Here is a 21008-nt window from a genome sequence, read left to right on the forward strand (position 1 = left end):
CTGGTCAATCTGCCGGCCGGTTCACGCAGTACCCCGCAGTTCCCACAACGCGCAGATCAGGAGACAGACATGACATTCGCAAAAGGGCCGCGCACGGCTCGCCGTTCGGCTTTACGCACCGTTTTATCGGCCGGGCTGGCCGCTGCATGCGTGGCGAGTTTTGCCGCCAGCGGCGCGGCGCAAGCCGCGGAGATCGGCAAGGTTGGCCTCGGCCTGCCGCTGCTGACTTCGCCGTTCTGGGAGTCGTACAACAAGTATCTGCCGAAGTACGCGAAAGAGATGGGCATCGACATCCTCGCGCCGGTCAATTCGAATAACGACCCCGCGCAGCAGATCACCGACATGAACAATATGGTGAACCTCGGTGCGAAGGGCATCGTGGTCGGCCCGATCGATTCCGCGGCGATCAGCCGCGCGCTCGACAACGCGGCCGCGAAGGGCGTCAAGGTCGTCGCCGTCGATGTCGCGCCGACCCAGGGCACGGTTGCGATGGTCGTGCGCGCCGATAACCACGCGTATGGTGCGAATGCCTGCAAGTACATCGGTGAGCACGTGAAGTCGGGCAAGGTCGTGCAGATCATGGGCGATCTCGCATCGGTGAACGGCCGCGACCGCTCCGAAGCATTCCGCGCCTGCCTGAAGAATTATCCGGATCTGTCGCTGCTCGAAATTCCGGCTGCATGGAAGGGCGATGTCGCCGCGACCGCGCTCGACAGTCTGCTTACCGCGAATCCGGATGTGAAGGCGATCTATATGCAGGCGGGCGGCGTGTACCTGTCGCCGACGCTGCAAACGCTGCGCCGCAAACAGATGCTGTTCCCCGCCGGCGATGCGAAGCACATCGTGATCGTCAGCAATGACGGCATTCCGCAGGAATACGATGCGATCCGTCGCGGCGAAATCGATGCAACCATTTCGCAGCCTGCCGATCTGTACGCGAAGTACGGCCTCTATTACATCAAGGCCGCGCTCGAAGGAAAGACCTTCAAGGCAGGTCCGACCGATCACGACAGCACGATCATCCAGCTGTCGCCGGGCATGCTTGAAGACCAGTTGCCGGCGCCGCTCGTCACCAAGGCGAATGTCAACGACAAGAACCTGTGGGGCAATACGCTCAAATGAACGTGCCTGTGAGTGAAGCAGTGGCCGTGGTCGAAGCGCTTGGTGTCACGAAGCGCTTCGGTTCGACGGCTGCACTGAACGACGTGAGCATCCGCGTGATGCCTGGCGAGTCGCATGCACTCGTCGGGCGTAACGGGGCCGGTAAGTCGACGCTGGTGTCGATACTGACCGGCCTGCGGAAACCCGATATCGGCGAGGTGCAGTTTGCCGGTACGGCGGCGCCGGCGATCGCCGATCGCGACGCATGGCGCGAACGCGTGGCTTGCGTCTATCAGCATTCGACGATCATCCGCGACCTCACGGTGGCGGAGAATCTGTTCATTAACCGGCAACCGCAGCGGCGCGGCGTGATCGACTGGAACGTGATGCGCCGCGACGCGCGCGCGTTGCTCGATCACTGGAAGATCGACGTGCGCGAAGATGCGCGCGCCGGCGATCTGACTGTCGAAGCGCGGCAACTGGTCGAGATCGCGCGTGCGCTGTCGTACGGCGCTCGTTTCATCATTCTCGATGAACCTACTGCGCAGCTCGACGGCGACGAGATCAAGCGGTTGTTTCGGCGTATCGATGAACTGCAGCGTGAGGGTGTCACGTTCCTGTTCATCTCGCATCATTTGCAGGAGGTGTACGAGATCTGCCAGGCGGTGACAGTGTTGCGCGATGCGCGGCATATCGTCAGTGCGCCGGTATCGGCGCTGCCGCGCGAACAACTGATCGAAGCGATGACCGGCGAACGTGGCGGCCTCGCAGTCGCCGATGCGGCGGGTCGTGCGGCATTGCCGGCTGGCACGCCGGTGGCGCTTGAACTCGCAGGGTTGTGCGGTGGCGATTACGAAGACGTGTCGTTCACGTTGAAGCGCGGCGAAGTAATCGGCCTCACAGGAGCGACGAGCAGCGGCCGTACCAGCGTTGCCGAAGCGATTGCCGGTCTGCGCCGGCCCCAGCGCGGCGAAATCCGCGTGGACGGTACCGCGTTGCCGCCGGGCGATGTGCCCGCGGCGCTCGCGCGTGGCATCGGTTGTGTGCCGAAGGATCGCCATCACGAAGGGCTCGTTCTCACGCAGTCGGTGGCGGAAAACGCATCGATGACGATTGCACGATTGCTCGGCCGGTTCGGCATTGCAACGCCCGCGAAGAAGAACGCGTTCGGCCAGAAGATGATCGAAGCGCTCGGGATCGTCGCACCCGGACCCGATCACGTCGTATCGGGACTGTCCGGCGGCAATCAGCAGAAGGTCGTCATGGCCCGCGCGCTGGCCACCAACCCCGACGTGCTCGTGCTGATCGATCCGACCGCTGGCGTCGATGTGAAATCGAAAGAAGCGTTACTGGCGGTCGTGCACCGCGTACGCGAGGAAGGCAAGGCCGTGCTCGTCGTATCCGGCGAACTCGACGACCTGCGCACCTGCGACCGTGTGCTCGTGATGTTCCGTGGCCGTATCGCGGCCGAATTTCCCGCAGGCTGGCAAGACCACGACCTGATCGCATCCGTTGAAGGAGTCAGTCTCCATGAAGAATAGTGTGCCAAGCCCCGCCTTTCCGGCGGGCCACGGGCAATCCGCGAACCCGGCGCAAGGCGCGGCGCGCCCCGCACGTCCGCGCATCGAGTTCGCCCGGCTGCGCGACCTCGCCCTGGTGCCGGCGCTGATCCTGCTGCTCGTGATCGGCGCGTTCGTGAATCCGAATTTCCTGACCAAAGCGAATTTGATTAGCGTGCTCGGTGCATCGGCGGCGCTTGCGCTGGTCGTACTCGCCGAATCGCTGATCGTGCTGACCGGCAAGTTCGATTTGTCGCTCGAATCGACGGTCGGTATCGCGCCGGCTGTCGGCGCAATGCTCGTTATGCCCGCTGCGTCCGCCGGTTTCGGCACGCAATGGCCCGCGGCGATCGGTCTGCTTGCCATCGTCGCAGTGGGCGCGCTGATCGGCTTTATCAACGGTTTTCTCGTCGTGCGGCTGCGGCTGAATGCGTTCATCGTCACGCTCGCGATGCTGATCGTGCTGCGCGGCATGCTGGTCGGTGCAACCAAGGGCGGCACGCTGTTCGACATGCCGCCGTCGTTCTTCGAACTCGCCACCACGATCGTGTTCGGCCTGCCGTTGTCGGTGTGGCTCGCCGCCGTGGCGTTCGCGATTGCCGCGTTCATGCTGCGCTATCACCGGCTCGGCCGCGCGCTGTATGCGATCGGCGGCAATCCGGAAGCGGCGCGCGCTGCGGGTATTCGCGTCGAACGCATCACATGGGGCGTGTTCGTGCTGGGCAGTGTGCTCGCGGCGCTCGGTGGCCTCGTGGTAACCGGCTACGTTGGCGCGATCAACGCGAACCAGGGCAACGGGATGATCTTCACGGTGTTCGCGGCGGCGGTGATCGGCGGTATTTCGCTCGACGGCGGCAAGGGCACGATGCTCGGCGCGCTGACCGGCGTGCTGCTGCTCGGTATCGTGCAGAACCTGTTGACGCTTGCGCAGGTGCCGTCGTTCTGGATTCAGGCGATCTACGGCGCGATCATTCTCGGCTCGCTGATGGTGGCGCGACTCGCGAGTGGTGAAGGGCAGAACTGAGAACGCATAGCGCCGCCTCAGGCGGCGCACGCAATACGGGGAGAATTCTCTTGAGTAGTCCATCGAACACCGACACGCGTCTGATCCTGCTGAGCCCGCAGGACAACTGTCTGATCGCTGGGGCGCGGCTCGAAGCGGGTACGCAGGTCGACATCGAAGGCGAGCGCGTGACGCTTGCGAAGACCATCGAACTCGGCCACAAGGTTGCGCGCCGCGCGCTCGTCAAGGACGAGAAGGTGCTGCGCTACGGCGCGGTGATCGGCCATGTCAACGGGCCGGTTGCGCGCGGCGAGCATCTGCATACGCACAACCTCGAAAGCGACTACCTGCCCACTTATACGCACGACGCGGGCCACGAATTCGTGCATCACTGAAGCGGCTTCGTGCCGTGCTGGAACGATCATGACTGACTCTTCCGTAGCAAATACCACCGCCGAACCGGTGCTGCAAGGCTGGTTGCGCAGCGACGGCCGCAAGGGTATCCGCAATGTCGTCGCGGTGGCCTATCTGGTCGAATGCGCGCATCACGTCGCGCGTGAAATCGTCACGCAGTTTCGTGAACCGCTCGACGCCTTCGACGATCCGCTTGCCGAACGCGAACCGCCCGTGCATCTGATCGGTTTTCCGGGCTGCTATCCGAACAGTTACGCGGAAAGGATGCTGGAGCAGCTCACTACGCACCCGAATGTCGGCGCGGTGCTGTTCGTGTCGCTTGGTTGCGAGAGCATGAACAAGCATTACCTCGTCGATGTCGTGCGCGCGAGCGGGCGGCCGGTCGAGGTGCTGACCATTCAGGAAAAGGGCGGCACGCGCAGCACGATTCAATACGGTGTCGACTGGGTGCGCGATGCGCGCCGTCAGCTCGCGGCGCAGACCAAGGTGCCGATGGCGCTCAGTGAACTGATCATCGGTACGATTTGCGGCGGCTCCGATGGTACGAGCGGGATTACTGCGAATCCGGCGGTCGGCCGCGCGTTCGATCATCTGATCGAGGCGGGCGCGAGCTGTATTTTCGAAGAGACCGGCGAACTCGTCGGTTGCGAATTCCACATGAAGAGCCGCGCGGCGCGGCCCGAGCTCGGCGATGCGATCGTCGAATGTGTCGCGAAGGCCGCGCGCTATTACTCGATTCTCGGTCATGGCAGTTTCGCAGTCGGCAATGCGGATGGCGGTTTGACGACGCAGGAAGAGAAATCGCTGGGTGCGTATGCTAAGAGCGGTGCGTCACCGATCGTCGGTATCATCAAGCCCGGTGATGTTCCGCCTACCGGCGGCCTGTATCTGCTCGATGTCGTGCCGGACGGCGAACCGCGCTTCGGTTTTCCGAATATCAGCGACAACACCGAAATCGGCGAGTTGATCGCGTGTGGCGCGCACATCATCCTGTTTACGACGGGACGTGGCTCGGTGGTGGGTTCAGCGATTTCGCCGGTCATCAAGGTGTGCGCGAATCCGGCGACCTATCGCAATCTGTCGGGCGACATGGATGTCGACGCTGGACGGATTCTCGAAGGGCGCGGCACGCTCGATGAAGTGGGCCGCGAGGTGTTCGACCAGACCGTCGCGATCGCGCAAGGCGCGGCCTCGAAGTCGGAGTCGCTGGGGCACCAGGAATTTATTCTGGTGTACAAGACGTTCGAGCCGGTCGGGCCTGCCTGTCTGCCTTCGGGTGCGGTGCCGCGGCGTGTGGTTGAGATCGCGGCGCATTGAAGGGCGGGAGTGCGGCACCGCACTCTTCAATCTCGGAGACGGATGCAATGACAGAGGCTGGATCAACAACGACGCCCGCAGTCGCGCAGCGCCGCAACATCGGCCGGCGCGCGCTGCAGGTCAGCGGACTCGGGCTCGGTACCGCGCCGCTCGGCGGTTTGTACCGCGATTTATCGGAAGAAGAAGCACAGGCCACCGTCGATGCCGCCTGGAACGCAGGCGTGCGCCTCTTCGACACGGCGCCGCACTACGGCCATACCAAAGCCGAGCATCGCCTCGGCACAGCGCTGCGTCGCTATCCGCGCAGCGAATACGTGCTATCAACCAAGGTGGGACGCCACTTCGTGCCGCGCGTCACACCGTACGACGGCAGCGAAGGCTGGCAGAACCCGCTGCCGTTCGAAGCGCACTACGACTACACGCGCGAAGGCATCCTGCGTTCGTTCGAAGACAGCCAGCAGCGTCTCGGCATGGTCGATATCGACATCCTGCTCATCCATGACATCGGTCGTGTCACGCATGGCGAGCGCAACGCACACTACTGGAACCAGCTCACCGCGGGCGGCGGCTTTCGCGCGCTCGACGATCTGCGTACGGCTGGTGCGGTGAAAGCAGTCGGCCTCGGCGTCAACGAAGGCGCGGCGATTCTCGAAACGATGGCGGAGTTCGACATCGATTGCGCGTTGCTTGCGGGCCGCTACACGCTGCTCGAACAGGCGACGCTCGACGATCTATTGCCTGCCTGCACCGCACGTAACGTGAGCATCCTGCTGGGCGGCGCGTTCAACTCGGGCATTCTCGCGCGTGGCGTGCAGGGCGATCTGAAGTTCAACTATGGCGAGGCGCCGCCGGAGATCATCGCGCGTGTCGCGCGGCTCGAAGCGGTCTGCAAGAGCTGCGACGTGCCGCTCGCCGCCGCGGCGCTGCAGTTTCCGTATGCGCATCCGGCCATCGCCTCGGTGCTCACCGGTGCGCGCAGCCCCGCCGAATTGCATGAAAACGTCGCATCGTTCGAACGCCCGATTCCTGTGGAGTTGTGGCAAAAGCTCCGCGAAGAAGGGCTGATCGATGCGCGTGCGCCGGTGCCGGGAGTCTGACGTGACGACGCAGATCGATGCGCACCAGCACTACTGGGACCCCGCGCGCGACGACTACGGCTGGCTCACGCCCGATCTTGCGGCGCTCTATCGCCGTTTCGGTCCCGCCGATCTCGCGCCGCTGCGCGAACGCGCGGGCGTTTCGCGTACTGTCGTTGTGCAGGCTGCGGCAACCGTCGATGAAACCCGCTACCTGCTCGCCCTTGCGCGCGATGAAGCTTCGATTGCTGGCGTGGTCGGCTGGGTGCCGATGCTGCTGCCCGACACACCGGCGCTGATCGGCGAGCTGGCTGCGCAGCCGAAATTCAAGGGCGTGCGCCCGATGCTGCAGGACCTCCCCGACGACAACTGGATCGCGAACCCCGAACTCGCGCCCGCTGTCGATGCGCTGATCGCGCACGATCTCACATTCGACGCATTGATCTTCGCGCGCCACGTCGCGCCGCTCGAAATCTTCGCAACGCGTTTTCCGAAGCTGCGCATCGTCGTCGATCACGGCGCGAAGCCGTCGGTCCGCGACGGCGCGGCAGGCTGGCAACCGTGGGCCGATGGGATCGAACGGCTCGCGCGTCTGCCGAACGTACACTGCAAGGTGTCGGGTCTCGCCACCGAAGCGTCGCACGACTGGACCGAAGCTACCTTGCAGCCGTATGTCGCCCATCTGCTCGCGAGCTTTGGCGCCGGGCGCCTGATGTGGGGCAGCGATTGGCCGGTGCTGAATCTGAACGGCGATTATCTGCAGTGGCACGCTGTGGCGAGCGAGCTGCTTGGCGCGCTGCCGGATGCGCAACGCGACGCGATATTCGGCGCGAACGCGGCGGCGTTTTATCGCCTGTGACCATAAAATGCCCGCAGCACGCAGGTGAGCGCACGCTGCAATACCGGGTATGACGCAAACGCTATTTCAACTGGAGCCGTAGATGATACAAAGACTGGCCGGCAAGACGGCCTTGATTACCGCCGCCGGGCAAGGCATCGGACTCGCGACGGCTGAACTGTTCGCGCGCGAAGGCGCCCGCGTGATTGCTACCGATCTGCGTATCGATGGTCTCGCCGGCAAGCCGGTCGAGGCGCGCAAGCTCGACGTGCGCGACGGCGCGGCCATTACGGCGCTGGCCGCCGAACTCGGCGCAATCGACGTGCTGTTCAACTGCGCGGGCTTTGTGCACGCCGGGTCGATTCTCGAAGCGAGCGAAGAAGATTGGGACTTCGCGTTCGATCTGAACGCGAAGGCGATGTACCGGACCATCCGCGCGTTTCTACCGGCCATGTTGGAGAAGGGCGGCGGTTCGATCATCAATATGTCGTCGGCGGCATCGAGCGTGAAGGGCGTGCCGAACCGCTTCGTGTACGGCGCGTCGAAGGCTGCGGTGATCGGACTGACGAAGGCCGTCGCTGCAGACTTCGTCACACGTGGTGTACGCTGTAACGCGATCTGCCCGGGCACTGTTCATTCGCCGTCGCTCGAACAGCGGATCGCGGCGCAGGCGGCCGCGCAGAACGCCTCGGTCGACGCGGTTCAGGCTGCATTCGTCGCACGCCAGCCGATGGGCCGGGTCGGCAAGCCCGAAGAGATCGCGGCGCTCGCGCTGTACCTCGCTTCGGACGAATCCGCGTTCACGACCGGCCAGGCGCATGTGATCGACGGCGGCTGGTCGAACTAAGAGAGCTGGCAGCACTGGCGGACAGACCGCGCACGGGTTGTTGTTACTGGACACACATTGGATAAAGAGGAAGTGCCACGATGAAGCTGCTTCGTTATGGACCGAAAGGTCAGGAAAAGCCCGGCCTGCTCGATGCGCAAGGCAGGATTCGCGATCTGTCGAAGGTGGTGGACGATATCGACGGCGACGCGCTGACCGATGCCGGTCTCGCCAAACTGCGCGCGCTGGACCTGGATTCGCTGCTGGTGGTAGAAGGCAATCCGCGCATCGGGCCGTGTGTCGGCAAGATCGGCAAGTTCGTCTGCATCGGCCTGAACTACGCCGACCACGCCGCCGAATCGAACCTGCCCGTGCCGCCCGAACCGGTCGTGTTCAACAAATGGACGAGCGCGATCACGGGGCCGAACGACGGCGTCGAAATTCCGCGCGGCTCGAAGAAGACCGACTGGGAAGTCGAACTCGGCGTCGTGATCGGCAAGCCGGCTAAATATGTCGACGAAGCGAACGCACTCGACTACGTTGCGGGCTACTGCGTGATCAACGACGTGTCGGAGCGCGAATGGCAGATCGAGCGCGCCGGCCAGTGGGACAAGGGCAAAGGCTTCGACACGTTCGGCCCGATCGGCCCGTGGGTCGTCACGCGCGATGAAGTTGCCGATCCGCAGAATCTCTCGCTGTGGCTCGAAGTGGACGGCCATCGCTACCAGAACGGCAGCACGAAGACGATGGTGTTCGGCGTCGCGAAGCTCGTGTCGTATCTGTCGCAGTGTATGAGCCTGCAACCTGGCGATGTCATCTCGACCGGCACGCCGCCGGGCGTCGGCATGGGTGTGAAGCCGGAAGCTGTGTATCTGAAGCCGGGTCAGACGATTCGACTTGGCATTGAAGGGCTTGGCGAGCAGCAGCAGCGCACATACGCGGCGGAGTAACGCTGCAGGGTGTTCGCGTACTTCTTCGGGCACAACGAACTGGCCGCCGCGAGGCGGCCTTTTTGTTGTCCGCTCGATCCCTCGAACACCACGTTGACTAGCGTGGCCTCAAGTCGCTTGCCCCGTGCTATCCACCGAAGGCGCCCACCCCGGCGCACTGGTTTCCGTTCCGTCGCCGACCCGGTCGACGGTGCCCTGCGCGACGGCGATCAGCCGTTCGTCGTGGTCGTCTATCACGAACAGGTTGCACTGACAGGTCGCGTGATGTCGTCCCGCGTAAACGACCTGCGCGCGTGCCACCAGCGTGCCGCGCACGGCAGGGCGCAGATAGTTGATCTTGTATTCGCCCATGACGACCCGCGGCCCGAGCGCCAGCGCGCCGGCGAACGTCAACGCGTTGTCCGCCAGATAGCTGATAACGCCGCCATGCACGAAGCCGTGTTGCTGCTTCAGTTCGTCGCGGATCATCAGACATAGCGTCAGTTCTTGCGTGCCGACGTGTACCAGTTCGGCACCGAGCAGCACGCTGAACGGCTGTGCGTGCAACGCGCCGCGCGCGCGATCGAGAAGATCTGTCATCGCCGGTTCCTTCGGGCTGAGCCCGCACTGGTTCTACCCACTCTAGGAAGCAGCGGCGCGGAGTCAAGGTAAATCGAAGAAATCGCTGCTGAACTGTTGCGCGAAACAATGCAAATCCGAACGGCGGCTACACCGATTTTATGGCCTTTGCAAGAGGGCGAAAAAGCCGTTGGTGCCCGGTATGATCGCGTCGACATCGGCCCGGGTATGCAGTGTGGTTCGACTTCGGCATGAACGAGTTGACCGGCAACCTTCGATCGATTGAGCGCGGGATTCAAACATTTCAGCCAATCGCGCTGGCCACCATTTCGCGTGCCGACGGTCGTTCGATCGCGGCAACGCGGCGCGGGGAGACCACCAGCTGAACTGAAATGGGAGACAGAGCCTATGCAGTGGGCAAACCGGGTTGCGTGGTCAATCCTTGCTGTCTCTGTTCTTGCGTGCCTGTGTCTGCTCGCTTACGTCGTACACGGATGGGGAGCTGAGCGCCATACGTACGTGCCGTCTGTAACCACGCTCGCGAACGTGCCCGACGGTTTGACGCATACCGGGCCGGCGCGAACTGCGGATCCTCAGAATTCGGGGTGGTGATGAGGAATTGGTCCACGAACTCACCTGCGGCCAGTCGAAGACGGAGTGACGCCATGGCAGTCGAAGCGCATAGACGCAGACACGTGACAAGGTTCGACGTCGTGGATCTGACGCCACGATGGACGGTCCTGATGCCGATACTGATTTCGGCCATCGAGCATGGCACGGAAACGGGCAGAGAGAATGCGCGACGCAATCTCCACAAGCTGGCCGACAAAGTGGACTCGGCGCAGCAGCTGCAACGACGTGTGCGGGCTGCGCTGGACCGTCTGACAAGAGTCTGGCCCACCCGGCACGATGCCCTGAGCCCCGAAGAGCGCGCCGCTCTGGCGGAAGCGGTCGAAGTGCTGACACTGACCGCTGCGGAGGTCGTGCGTGTCGCGCACCCCGACGATATCGTCGACGAGAGCGGGTGTATCAATAGCTAGCCGGTATTCCGCGCGGCGGGGTGCGCTTAAATTGCTTCAGCCACCCGCACAATCACCAGCGCCGCCGGCACCAGCATCGCTTGCGCGAGCAGTGTCCCGACGAACCGCGCCCCAATCAACGTAGTAATCGCCCGCCGGAACCGATTCTCGGTGACGCGTCCTTCGATCACGTCATCGGTCATGACCGAGATCTGCGGATCGATGACAACGGTAAGCACGATCGTCGCGAAGCCGTTGACGACCGCAGAAAGATTCGCACATGTCACACGCAACTCCGGCTTCAGGAAGCCCGCATACAGCGACGCGAATACGCCGACTGTCCAGAGCGCCATCGCCAGCACATTCAGCACGACGACTTTCCACGACACGCCGGCACTGGCGGGCAACTGCGTCACGTTGGCCGCTGCCGGCAGACTCACACCGTCGCGCAGCCACGACAGTCCACCGCGACTGAACGCATGCAGCACGAGCCGCGGCATCGAGCGATGCGCATGAAAGTGCACGACCGCCCGGCTGAAGTAACGCTGAAACGTCGGGACCAGAAACGCACCGATCACTGTCGCGAGCGTTGCCGCGAGCAGGAACAGGCGGAAGTCTCCGAGCATGTTCTGCTCAATGTGATGCGCAAGTCCTTCTTCGACACGCTTCGCGAGCAGCGGTCCCTGAAACGAGTTCGCCGTGCGCGACACGAGCGCGATGATGCCGAACAGCGCAAACGAAACCGCGATGCGGCGTGTCCGCACACCGGCAATGCGCACCGCGTACGCAAGCGTGGCGATGACGTGGATGACGAACGTCAGTGCGCAGATGGCCAGCAGTTGAATGTCCATGGTCGGGATCGAAGTGATGGGGTGACGCACGCATGACTGTATAGGAGGGTCGCGGCGCGCAACGCGAGTCTATTCTGTCACCTCGCGTAATAGATTCTTGACGAAAGGAACGGTGATCGCTTGTAACGTGCGCCGCACGCTGCCGGAATGCATCGTGCATCGTCGGAATGAAAGGCTTTTGTTATCGACGCGACGCCGAACCGGCACACCGTTCGAGCCACGATGAGCCACACGTATGTGCCAAAAATCGGCGCCCGATCGTTCAGCTAATCGAAGGAAACCTGTCAATCTGTCAGTAATATTTCGAGACCGCCGAAACAGCCCACGTAACGCGTTCGCGCAGTTCTTCGTGACATCCTCCGCCCCATCGATGACAGAACGGCGCCGCGCTGCAGGCGATGCCGCTCATGTCCAGGTTTCCGCTCGAGGGGTTCATGAAGAGAAGGCATATCGGCTGGGCGATCGTCGTCCTGGTAGTGGTGGTCCTTGCGGTGTGGTTCTTTCATTTCCGCCATCCGGCCAGCAAGCAAGCCGCGCCGGCACCGGGCACGCCGGTCTCCGCGGTGGCGACGAAACTTGCCGATGTCCCTGTCTATATCGATTCGCTCGGCACTGTCACGCCGACGCGCTCGGTCACGGTCATCACCCAGGTCAACGGGATTCTCGATAGCGTCGACTTCAAGGAAGGCCAGGTTGTCCGCAAAGGCCAGACCATCGCGCATATCGACTCGCGCAGCCTCGAAGCGCAGCTCGTGCAGGCGCAGGGCACGCTGGTGCACGACCAGGCATCGCTGGCGAATGCGCGTCTGGATTTGCAGCGCTACCGTCAGTTGATCAAGGCCGGTTCGATCACGCAGCAGACGCTCGATACCCAGGTCGCCACCGTCAATGAAGACGAAGGCACGGTCAAAGCCGACACGGGCAACGTGCAGAACCTGCAGGTGCAGGTCAGCTATTGCACGATCACGTCGCCGGTGGATGGGGTGGTGGGCCTGCGGCTCGTCGATCCGGGCAACTATGTGACTACGGCGAGCACGACGGGCATCGCGGTGATCACGCAGCTGCAACCGGCCACGGTCGTCTATGCGGTGCCGGAGGATTACCTCGGCCAGATCCACAAGGCGATGACGCGCGGTGCGGTGCCGGTGCTTGCCTACGATCGCGACAAGAAGACCTTGCTCGCGCAGGGCACGTTGCTCGCGCTCGACAATCAGGTTGATACGTCCACCGGCACGGTGAAGGTCAAGGCCGAATTCCCGCAATCGGGCGATACGCTGTTTCCGAATCAGTTCGTCAACGCACGGATGCAGGCCGATACGCTGCAGCAGGTTCCGGTCGTGCCGACCTCGGCGATCCAGCACGGCAGCAGCGGCGATTTCGTGTTTATCGTTGGCGCGGGCAACAAGGTTGCGCTACGCAACGTGAAGGTCGGCCCCGTGAGCGGCGATAACACGGCGATTCTCGACGGCGGCGTGAAAGCCGGCGAACAGGTCGTCACCGACGGCGCAGACAAGCTCGACAACGGCTCGCGTGTGCGCGTCGTCTCGCACTAGCGGGCGCGTCCAATGAATATTTCGCGTCCCTTTATCGAGCGACCGATTGCGACGTCGCTGCTGATGATCGCGCTGCTGCTCGCGGGTCTGCTCGGCTATCACCTGCTGCCGGTATCCGCGTTGCCGGAAGTCGACTATCCGACGATCCAGGTCTACACCCAGTATCCGGGCGCGAGCCCCGACGTGAGCAGCTCGTCGATCACCTCGCCGCTCGAACGTCAGTTCGGCCAGATGCCGGGCCTCAAGACAATGAACTCGACGAGTTCGAACGGCGTGTCGGTGATCACGCTGCAGTTCGATCTCGCGCTGTCGCTCGACGTTGCCGAACAGGAAGTACAAGCGGCGATCAACGCGTCGGCGAGTTTTCTGCCGGCTAACTTGCCGTATCCGCCGGTCTACAGCAAGGTCAACCCGGCCGATGCGCCGGTGCTCACTTTGTCGCTGACGTCCGGCGTGCTGCCGCTCACGAAGATCGAGGACCTGGCCGATACGCGGCTCGCACAGAAGATCTCGCAGATCTCCGGTGTCGGCCTCGTCACGATCAGCGGCGGGCAACGGCCCGCGGTGCGCATCGAAACGAATTCGGGCGCGTTGAACTCGCTCGGCATGTCGCTCGACGACGTGCGTACCGCGCTCGGCAATGCCAACGTCAACCAGGCGAAGGGCAATCTGGACGGCAAGTATCAGGCGTATTCGATCGGCGCGAACGACCAGCTTCAATCGGCTGCCGACTATTCGGACCTCGTGATCGCGTACAAGAACGGTGCGCCAATCCGCCTCACGCAGATTGCGAAATCGATCGACGGGGCAGAGGACACGCGCCAGGCTGCATGGACCGGCAAGACGCCGGCGATCATCCTGAACATCCAGCGCCAGCCCGGCGCGAACGTGATCGACGTGGTCGACCGCGTGCAGAAGCTGTTGCCGCAGCTTCGCGCGAGCTTGCCCGCTACGCTGAAGGTCGATGTGCTGACCGACCGCACGCAGACGATCCGCGCGTCGGTCACCGACGTCGAGTACGAACTCGGCGTGGCCGTCGCGCTGGTCGTGATGGTGATCTTCCTGTTCCTGCGTAACGTGCCTGCCACCGTGATTCCGGCCGTTACCGTACCGCTCTCGCTGATCGGTACGCTCGCGGTCGCGTGGGGGCTCGGCTTCTCGCTGAACAACCTGACGTTGATGTCGCTCACCATCGCCACCGGTTTCGTCGTCGACGATGCGATCGTGATGATCGAGAACATCACGCGCTATATCGAAGAAGGCGAAGCGCCGCTTGCGGCTGCGTTGAAAGGCGCGAAGCAGATCGGCTTCACGATCATCTCGCTGTCGGTGTCGCTGATCGCGGTGATGATTCCGTTGCTGTTCATGGGCGATGTGGTGGGGCGTTTGTTCCGCGAGTTCGCGCTGACGCTCGCTATTGCGATCGTGCTCTCAGCGATCGTATCGCTGACGCTTACGCCGATGATGTGTTCGCGGATGCTGAAGGAGCACGAAGGCGAGCGCCGCGTCGACTTCTTCGACCGTGTGAACCGGCGCTATGAACAGGGGCTTGGCTGGGTACTCGAGCATCGCGGGATGACGCTGATCTCGGTCGGCGTGACGGCGGCGCTGACGTTCCTGATCCTGATGCTGATGCCGAAGGGCTTCTTCCCCGAACAGGACACCGGGCTGATCGAAGGGATTTCGCAGGCGGCACCGTCGATCTCGTTCAGTCACATGGTCGAGAAGCAGCAGCAACTGGTCGCGCAGATCATGAAGGATCCGGCCGTCGAGAGTCTGTCGTCGTTCGTCGGTATCAACCAGACGAGCCCGACGCTGAACCAGGGCAGCGTGCTGATCAACCTGAAGGACAAAGGCGATCGCGATAGCAGCGCCGCGGTGATCCGCCGTCTTGCAGATGTGACCGCGAACAACGCTGGCATGAAGCTGTTCCTGCATCCGGTGCAGGACTTGACGCTCGACGACACGATTTCGACGACCAGCTACCGGGTTGGCCTGCAGGCCACCGACCCGACGGTGCTGACCCAGTGGACCCAGAAGCTGATCGCCGCGCTGAAGCAGGACCCCGCATTCGCCGATGTGCAGAGCCAGGCGTTGCAGGAGGGCAATCAGATCCAGCTGACCTTCGACCGCGATACCGCATCGCGCCTCGGCGTTACGCCGCAGGCAATCGACGATGTGCTGTACGACGCGTTCGGCCAGCGTCAGGTGTCGACCATCTACACGCAGCTCAACCAGTACCACGTCGTGCTGACCGCCGATCGCAGCGCCGACGATCTGGGCCATCTGCTGTCTGGGCTGTATGTCGATACGTCGTCGGGCGATGTCGCACCGCTGGCATCGATGGCGACGATGAAAATCATTCCGTCGCCGGTGACGATCAACCGCCAGGGGCAGTTCCCCTACGCCGACGTGTCGTTCAATCTCGCGCCCGGCTACACGCTCGGTACCGCGTTGACGCACCTGCAAGACGTGGAGTCGAAGATCAGCTTGCCCACGACCGTACAGGCTACGCTCGAAGGCTCGGCAGCAACGTTCGAGCAGTCGCTGTCAAACGAGGCGTACCTGGTGCTGGCCGCGATCATCGTCGTCTACCTGATGCTCGGCATTTTGTACGAGAGCTTTATCCATCCGGTCACGATCCTGTCGACGCTGCCCTCCGCCGCGCTCGGCGCACTGCTGGCGCTCGTAATTACCGGCACGCAGTTCGACATCATCGGCTTGATCGGCATCGTGCTGTTGATCGGCATCGTGATGAAGAACGCGATCATGATGATCGACTTCGCGCTCGAGTTAGAGCGCAACGAAGGGCTACCGCCCGTCGAGGCGATCCGCCGCGCCGCCGGCCTGCGCTTCCGCCCGATCCTGATGACGACGATGGCCTCGCTCTTCGGTGCGCTGCCGCTCGCGTTCGGTACCGGGATGGGTTCGGAGCTGCGCCATCCACTTGGCATCGCGATTATCGGCGGGTTGCTCGTGAGCCAGCTGCTTACGCTGTTCTCGACGCCGGTGATCTACCTGGCGATGCATCGTGTCGAAAGCTACTTCAGCCGACGCGCACAGCCCGCGGTGGAGTGACGCGCGATGAACCTGTCTGAACCGTTCATCCGGCGGCCGATCGCGACCACGCTGATCGCCATTGGCATTGCGCTGTTCGGCGTGCTTGCGTTCAAGCTGTTGCCGGTTGCGCCGCTGCCCGAGGTCGATTTCCCGACTATCAACGTGCAGGCCACGTTGCCTGGCGCCGATCCGACGACGGTCGCGACTTCGGTGGCGACGCCGCTCGAACGTCAGTTCGGCCAGATCTCCGGCATCACGCAGATGACGTCGGTCAGTTCGCTCGGCGCGACGCGCATCACGATGCAGTTCGATCTGAACCGCAATATCGATGGTGCCGCGCGCGATGTGCAGGCAGCCATCAATGCGGCGCGTACCAACCTGCCTGCGAACCTCGACGGCAATCCGACCTATCGCAAGGTAAATCCGGCCGATGCGCCGATCCTGATCATCAGCCTTACGTCCGATTCGGCGACGCGCGGTCAACTCTACGACGCGGCTTCGACGGTGCTGCAACAGAAGCTGCTGCAAACACCAGGCGTTGGTGACGTCACGGTGGGCGGCGGCGCGCTGCCGGCCGTGCGCATCGAACTGAATCCGGATCGCGTGAGCCACTACGGCATCAGCCTCGAACAGATCCGCACGGCGATCTCGAACTCGAACGTCGATCTGCCGAAAGGCTCGGTGACGGCGAGCGGCAACGGCTACGAAATCGGCGCGAACGACATGCTGTACGCGCCCGCCGACTATCGTCCGCTGATCGTGCGACGCAACGGCAACGACGTCGTGCATATCTCCGATCTCGGTTACGTGCGTCAGGATGTCGAGAACCTCGAGAACTACGGGCTCTCGAACGGCAAGCCCGCGGTGCTGCTGGTCGTGTTCAAGGAACCCGGCGCGAACGTCATCGATACGGTCGACAACGTCAAGGCCGCGCTGCCGTTTCTCGAAGCATCGATCCTGCCGACCATCAAGCTGAACATCCTGATGGATCGCACGACGACGATCCGTGCCTCGCTGCTCGACGTGGAAATCACGCTGGCGATCTCGGTGCTGCTCGTCACGCTGGTGACGTTCGCGTTCTTCCGCAACTGGCGCACGACGCTTGTGCCCGCGATCGTCGTGCCGCTGTCGCTGCTCGGCACGTTCGGCATCATGTACTTTCTCGGCTTCAGCCTGAACAACCTGTCGCTGATGGCGTTGACGATTTCGACGGGCTTTGTCGTCGACGATGCGATCGTTGTCGTCGAGAACATCATGCGGCATATGGAGCGCGGCGAGGGGCCTGTGCAGGCGGCGCTGTCCGGTGCACGCGAAGTCGGCTTCACCGTGTTGACGATCAGCGTGTCGCTCGTTGCGGTGTTCATTCCACTGTTGTTGATGGGTGGCATCGTCGGGCGCTTATTCCGCGAGTTTTCGGTGTCGCTGTCGGCGGCGATCCTGATGTCGATGCTGATTTCGCTGACGGTCACGCCGATGTTGTCCAGCATCGCGCTGCGCAGCAGCAACGCGGGACATCACGAAGAGGAATATCCGGACTCGCGCTTTCATCGCTTCTATGCACGCACGCTTGGCTGGGTGATCCGTCGTCCGCTGCTGATGGGCTGCGTCACGCTGCTCGTGCTGGTGCTCAACGTCGTGCTCTACATCGTCGTGCCGAAGGGCTTTTTCCCGCAGGAAGATACCGGGCGACTGGTCGGGCAGATCCAGGCGTCGCAGAGCATTTCGTACCACGCGATGCAGCAGAAATTCCTGAAGATTAACCAGATCGTACTGAAGAATCCGAACGTGGCGTCGGTGGGCGGTTTTATCGGCGGTAGCAATGCGGTGAACAGCGCGCAGATGTTTATCACGCTGAAGCCACTCGGCGTGCGCAAGGCGAATGCGGACCAGGTGATCGCGCAGATCCGCCGTACGCTCGGCGATATTCCCGGCGCGCGGCTCTATCTGCAATCGGCGCAGGACATCACCGTGGGCGGCCGGCAGAGCGGCGCGCAATACCAGTTCACGATGACCGCGGACGATCAGACCGATCTCGACAAGTGGGTGCCGCAAGTCGTCGCGCAGATGCACAAGCTGCCGATTCTCCAGGACATCAATACCGACCAGCAGGACAACAGCATGCAGGCGGCCGTCAACGTGAATCGCGATACGGCGGCGCGCATGGGCGTCAACTTCGATTCGATCGATCAGGGGTTGTACGACGCGTTTGGCCAGCGCCAGGTGTCGACGATCTATAGGGCGGCGAACCAGTATCACGTCGTGATGGAACTGGCGCCGGAGTACTGGACCGATCCGTCTGCGCTGAAGGGGATCTATATCCCTTCGGGCGCGCCGAGTTCGACGGCGAGTGGGGCGAACGGCAGCGCTAGTCCAACGGCCGCGACGGTAGCGAGTGCGGCTTCGGCCGCGAGCGTTGCCCCGCCTTCGCTGACGGGCGCGCCCGCCACGACGACCGCGACACCGTCCACCGCTGCGCTGACGAACGGCAATGCGCTCGTACCATTGTCGTCGATGGCGAACTTCTCGATCCAGCGCACCGCGATCTCGATCAACCATCAAGGCACGTTCCCCGCCGTGACCGCGTCGTTCAATCTGCGCCCGGACGCGTCGATCGGCGAGGCTACGCAGCAGGTCGACGAATCGGTTGCGCAACTGCGTATGCCGGGCAGCATCATCGGACAGTTTGCGGGCACCGCGCAGGTGTTCCAGCAGTCGGTCGCCAGCGAGCCGCTCCTGATCGTCGCCGCGCTGCTGTCGGTGTATATCGTGCTCGGCATCCTGTACGAAAACCTGATGCATCCGCTCACCATTCTCTCGACGTTACCGTCGGCGGGTGTCGGCGCGCTGGTCGCATTGCTCGTGACCAACACACAACTGTCGATCATCGCGCTCGTCGGCGTGATCCTGCTGATCGGCATCGTGAAGAAGAACGCGATCATGATGATCGACTTCGCGATCACTGAAGAGCGCGAGCGCGACCTCGAACCCGAGGAAGCGATTACGCGTGCCTGCATGATCCGCTTCCGGCCGATCATGATGACGACGATGGCGGCAATTCTCGGTGCGATGCCGCTGGTGTTTGGCTCCGGTTACGGGTCGGAATTTCGCAAGCCGCTTGGTATTTCGATCATCGGTGGGTTGCTGTTCAGCCAGGTGCTGACGCTGTACACGACGCCGGTGATCTATCTGTGGCTCGACCGGGCGTATCGCCGCCTGCGCCGTCGACGCAAGGAAGCTTGATGATGAAACTACGATCTCTTCGCACGGCGCACCGCGCGGCGGCTCGCCGTACTACGCGTGCAGTGCAGTTATCCGGCGGATTCGCCTTTCCGCTCCTACGTCGTGCATGCGCGATTGCCGTCACGCTGAGCGTTGCCGCGTGCGCGGTCGGCCCCGACTATCACAAGCCACCGGTCGACGTGCCCGCGACATTCAAGGAAGGCGTCGACTGGCAACGTGCGCAGGCCGACCCGCAGGCTTCGCTGTCGAGCACCTGGTGGCTCGCGTATCACGACGACACGTTGACGCATCTGATCGGGCAGTCGCAGAAAGCGAACCAGTCGATCGTCGCTGCGGAAGCCGCGTACCGGCTTGCACAAGCGACCGTCGCGGCCAGCACGGCGAGCCTGTTCCCGGTGATTTCCGTCGACGGGTCCGGGAGCCGCAGCCGCAACAGTTCGACATCGGGCGCAGATTCGAACGGACTGACGACAGGCAGCACGAGCAATAACGGCACGACGGCGGGCGTGCGCAATACCGTCGGCGTAACGGCAGCAGCGAGCTGGGAGCCGGACCTGTGGGGCCAGGTGCGCCGCGAAATCGAATCGAGCAAGGGCGCGGCGCAGGCGTCCGATGCGCAGCTCGCAGGGGAACGCCTGTCGATCGCCGCGACGCTCGCAACCGATTACTTCGCGCTGCGCGAGCTCGACGTCGACATCGGTCTGTTACGCGAACAGCAACGCATCGACGCGCGCATTCTCGACATGACGCGCGTGAGTTTCCAGCAGGGCACGGCATCGAACGATAACGTGCTTGCCGCGCAGGACACGCTCGAAGTCGTGATCGCCGATCTGCAGACGTCGCAGACTTCGCGCGAACAGGACGAGCATGCAATTGCAGTGCTCATCGGCGTGCCGCCCGCGACGTTTTCACTAGCCGCTCAAACGGACTACGCGTTTCCCGACCCGGCGGTGCCGCTGGCATTGCCGTCGCAACTGCTCGAGCGGCGTACCGATGTGGTTAGCGCAGAGCGCACGGCAGCATCGGCCAACGCGAAAATCGGCGTAGCGAAAGCGGCGTTTTTCCCGACGCTCACGCTGAGCGCCGAAGGTGGCTTTCAACACAACACGTTCGCAAATCTGTTTTCGATGCCGAACCGCATCTGGACGCTTGGCCCCGACCTCGCGGCGACGATCTTCGACGGCGGTGCGCGCACGGCGGCTGTGCACGAAGCCGAAGCGACCTACGACGCGGACGTAGCGAACTATCGCGAGACGGTGCTCACCGCGTTCCAGAATGTCGAGGACAGTCTGTCGACCTGCAATCATCTGCGGCAACAGGCACATGCGTACGACAACGTGTATCAGCGCAACCAGCAGCTCTTTGCAAGCGAGAACGCGCAGTTGCAGGCCGGAACGGCGAGCGAAGAGGGTCTGCTCACGCAGCAGTTGACGCTGTTGCTGGCGCAACAGAACCTGAAGGACACGCAGGCGCTGCTGACACAGGGTAGTGTTGCACTGGTCAAGAATCTGGGCGGCGGCTGGCAGTGGGACGATCACAAAGAGGCCGCCGTTGCGATGGCCGCGCCGGCCGGTGCGACTGCAGTTTCGCAGCCGGCGCCCGACGCAGATGCAACGACGACCTCTACTTCACACGCGGACTAA

17 protein-coding genes are annotated in these 21008 nt (G+C 63.0%); 15 read left to right on the forward strand and 2 right to left on the reverse strand.

The annotated features are described in order from the left end of the window. The first annotated feature begins 69 nt into the window (after positions 1–69). The 9 genes from FNZ07_RS05735 to FNZ07_RS05775 all read left to right on the forward strand — a co-directional run bounded on the left by FNZ07_RS05735 (position 70) and on the right by FNZ07_RS05775 (position 9084). Positions 70–1122, forward strand: a complete 1053-nt coding sequence (locus FNZ07_RS05735; RefSeq protein WP_091012351.1) for a sugar ABC transporter substrate-binding protein — start codon at positions 70–72, stop codon at positions 1120–1122. After that, positions 1119–2642, forward strand: coding sequence for a sugar ABC transporter ATP-binding protein (locus FNZ07_RS05740; protein WP_091012354.1), 1524 nt, complete (start codon positions 1119–1121; stop codon positions 2640–2642). Before FNZ07_RS05735 ends, FNZ07_RS05740 begins: the two co-directional genes overlap by 4 nt. Beyond that, on the forward strand, positions 2632–3684 hold the full coding sequence (locus FNZ07_RS05745) for an ABC transporter permease (RefSeq protein ID WP_091012356.1): 1053 nt from the start codon (positions 2632–2634) through the stop codon (positions 3682–3684). Before FNZ07_RS05740 ends, FNZ07_RS05745 begins: the two co-directional genes overlap by 11 nt. Positions 3685–3734: 50 nt before the next feature. Further along, a complete protein-coding gene (locus FNZ07_RS05750) occupies positions 3735–4058 on the forward strand; it encodes a UxaA family hydrolase (protein WP_091012359.1) in 324 nt (107 codons plus the stop codon). A gap of 28 nt (positions 4059–4086) precedes the next feature. Continuing rightward, positions 4087–5394 (forward strand): UxaA family hydrolase, encoded by a 1308-nt coding sequence (locus FNZ07_RS05755; RefSeq protein WP_091012362.1) that lies wholly within the window; start codon positions 4087–4089, stop codon positions 5392–5394. Positions 5395–5441: 47 nt separating this feature from the next. Further along, positions 5442–6491: an aldo/keto reductase gene (locus FNZ07_RS05760; RefSeq protein WP_091012364.1), complete on the forward strand. Its 1050-nt coding sequence runs from the start codon at positions 5442–5444 to the stop codon at positions 6489–6491. Continuing rightward, a complete protein-coding gene (locus FNZ07_RS05765; protein ID WP_091012366.1) occupies positions 6463–7329 on the forward strand; it encodes an amidohydrolase family protein in 867 nt (288 codons plus the stop codon). The genes FNZ07_RS05760 and FNZ07_RS05765 overlap by 29 nt, the downstream gene beginning before the upstream one ends. An 82-nt stretch (positions 7330–7411) precedes the next feature. Then, positions 7412–8155 carry an SDR family oxidoreductase gene (locus FNZ07_RS05770; protein WP_091012368.1) on the forward strand — a complete coding sequence of 248 codons (744 nt, stop codon included), beginning with the start codon at positions 7412–7414 and terminating at the stop codon, positions 8153–8155. A gap of 80 nt (positions 8156–8235) precedes the next feature. Continuing rightward, positions 8236–9084, forward strand: coding sequence for an ureidoglycolate lyase (locus tag FNZ07_RS05775; protein WP_091012371.1), 849 nt, complete (start codon positions 8236–8238; stop codon positions 9082–9084). 108 nt (positions 9085–9192) lie between these two features. On the opposite strand, the gene FNZ07_RS05780 is transcribed toward FNZ07_RS05775, so the two are convergent. After that, on the reverse strand, positions 9193–9663 hold the full coding sequence (locus FNZ07_RS05780; RefSeq protein WP_091012373.1) for a PaaI family thioesterase: 471 nt from the start codon (positions 9661–9663) through the stop codon (positions 9193–9195). A gap of 230 nt (positions 9664–9893) precedes the next feature. Between FNZ07_RS05780 and FNZ07_RS34260 the strand changes: the two genes are divergently transcribed. Both FNZ07_RS34260 and FNZ07_RS05785 read left to right on the forward strand, forming a co-directional pair. Further along, complete coding sequence (locus FNZ07_RS34260) at positions 9894–10028, forward strand: hypothetical protein (protein ID WP_281250550.1); 135 nt, start codon at positions 9894–9896, stop codon at positions 10026–10028. A gap of 357 nt (positions 10029–10385) precedes the next feature. Continuing rightward, positions 10386–10682 carry a hypothetical protein gene (locus FNZ07_RS05785; protein WP_143098075.1) on the forward strand — a complete coding sequence of 99 codons (297 nt, stop codon included), beginning with the start codon at positions 10386–10388 and terminating at the stop codon, positions 10680–10682. Positions 10683–10708: 26 nt separating this feature from the next. On the opposite strand, the gene FNZ07_RS05790 is transcribed toward FNZ07_RS05785, so the two are convergent. After that, positions 10709–11512, reverse strand: a complete 804-nt coding sequence (locus FNZ07_RS05790) for a lipid II flippase Amj family protein (protein WP_091012378.1) — start codon at positions 11510–11512, stop codon at positions 10709–10711. A 434-nt stretch (positions 11513–11946) separates the two neighbouring features. Here FNZ07_RS05790 and FNZ07_RS05795 point away from each other — a divergent pair, with 434 nt between their 5' ends. Genes FNZ07_RS05795 through FNZ07_RS05810 form a run of 4 tightly spaced genes read left to right on the forward strand, consistent with a single transcriptional unit; the run spans position 11947 to position 21008 of the window. Continuing rightward, positions 11947–13065 carry an efflux RND transporter periplasmic adaptor subunit gene (locus FNZ07_RS05795; RefSeq protein WP_091012860.1) on the forward strand — a complete coding sequence of 373 codons (1119 nt, stop codon included), beginning with the start codon at positions 11947–11949 and terminating at the stop codon, positions 13063–13065. A 12-nt stretch (positions 13066–13077) separates the two neighbouring features. Further along, positions 13078–16143: an efflux RND transporter permease subunit gene (locus FNZ07_RS05800; protein WP_091012380.1), complete on the forward strand. Its 3066-nt coding sequence runs from the start codon at positions 13078–13080 to the stop codon at positions 16141–16143. Between the two features lie 6 nt (positions 16144–16149). Further along, positions 16150–19365 carry an efflux RND transporter permease subunit gene (locus tag FNZ07_RS05805; protein WP_091012383.1) on the forward strand — a complete coding sequence of 1072 codons (3216 nt, stop codon included), beginning with the start codon at positions 16150–16152 and terminating at the stop codon, positions 19363–19365. Further along, positions 19365–21008 carry an efflux transporter outer membrane subunit gene (locus tag FNZ07_RS05810; protein WP_245811486.1) on the forward strand — a complete coding sequence of 548 codons (1644 nt, stop codon included), beginning with the start codon at positions 19365–19367 and terminating at the stop codon, positions 21006–21008. Before FNZ07_RS05805 ends, FNZ07_RS05810 begins: the two co-directional genes overlap by 1 nt.

The organism is Paraburkholderia megapolitana (genome assembly GCF_007556815.1).
Classification (GTDB): domain Bacteria; phylum Pseudomonadota; class Gammaproteobacteria; order Burkholderiales; family Burkholderiaceae; genus Paraburkholderia; species Paraburkholderia megapolitana.

What these genes read in the sequence shown, in the direction of transcription:
- FNZ07_RS05755 (WP_091012362.1), top strand. Translation starts at nt 4,087, where the DNA reads ATGACTGACTCTTCCGTAGCAAATACCACCGCCGAACCGGTGCTGCAA.
- FNZ07_RS05735 (WP_091012351.1), top strand. Translation starts at nt 70, where the DNA reads ATGACATTCGCAAAAGGGCCGCGCACGGCTCGCCGTTCGGCTTTACGC.
- FNZ07_RS05760 (WP_091012364.1), top strand. Translation starts at nt 5,442, where the DNA reads ATGACAGAGGCTGGATCAACAACGACGCCCGCAGTCGCGCAGCGCCGC.
- FNZ07_RS34260 (WP_281250550.1), top strand. Translation starts at nt 9,894, where the DNA reads ATGAACGAGTTGACCGGCAACCTTCGATCGATTGAGCGCGGGATTCAA.
- FNZ07_RS05805 (WP_091012383.1), top strand. Translation starts at nt 16,150, where the DNA reads ATGAACCTGTCTGAACCGTTCATCCGGCGGCCGATCGCGACCACGCTG.
- FNZ07_RS05795 (WP_091012860.1), top strand. Translation starts at nt 11,947, where the DNA reads ATGAAGAGAAGGCATATCGGCTGGGCGATCGTCGTCCTGGTAGTGGTG.
- FNZ07_RS05790 (WP_091012378.1), bottom strand. Translation starts at nt 11,512, where the DNA reads ATGGACATTCAACTGCTGGCCATCTGCGCACTGACGTTCGTCATCCAC.
- FNZ07_RS05770 (WP_091012368.1), top strand. Translation starts at nt 7,412, where the DNA reads ATGATACAAAGACTGGCCGGCAAGACGGCCTTGATTACCGCCGCCGGG.
- FNZ07_RS05775 (WP_091012371.1), top strand. Translation starts at nt 8,236, where the DNA reads ATGAAGCTGCTTCGTTATGGACCGAAAGGTCAGGAAAAGCCCGGCCTG.
- FNZ07_RS05785 (WP_143098075.1), top strand. Translation starts at nt 10,386, where the DNA reads ATGCCGATACTGATTTCGGCCATCGAGCATGGCACGGAAACGGGCAGA.
- FNZ07_RS05765 (WP_091012366.1), top strand. Translation starts at nt 6,463, where the DNA reads ATGCGCGTGCGCCGGTGCCGGGAGTCTGACGTGACGACGCAGATCGAT.
- FNZ07_RS05810 (WP_245811486.1), top strand. Translation starts at nt 19,365, where the DNA reads ATGATGAAACTACGATCTCTTCGCACGGCGCACCGCGCGGCGGCTCGC.
- FNZ07_RS05780 (WP_091012373.1), bottom strand. Translation starts at nt 9,663, where the DNA reads ATGACAGATCTTCTCGATCGCGCGCGCGGCGCGTTGCACGCACAGCCG.
- FNZ07_RS05745 (WP_091012356.1), top strand. Translation starts at nt 2,632, where the DNA reads ATGAAGAATAGTGTGCCAAGCCCCGCCTTTCCGGCGGGCCACGGGCAA.
- FNZ07_RS05740 (WP_091012354.1), top strand. Translation starts at nt 1,119, where the DNA reads ATGAACGTGCCTGTGAGTGAAGCAGTGGCCGTGGTCGAAGCGCTTGGT.
- FNZ07_RS05800 (WP_091012380.1), top strand. Translation starts at nt 13,078, where the DNA reads ATGAATATTTCGCGTCCCTTTATCGAGCGACCGATTGCGACGTCGCTG.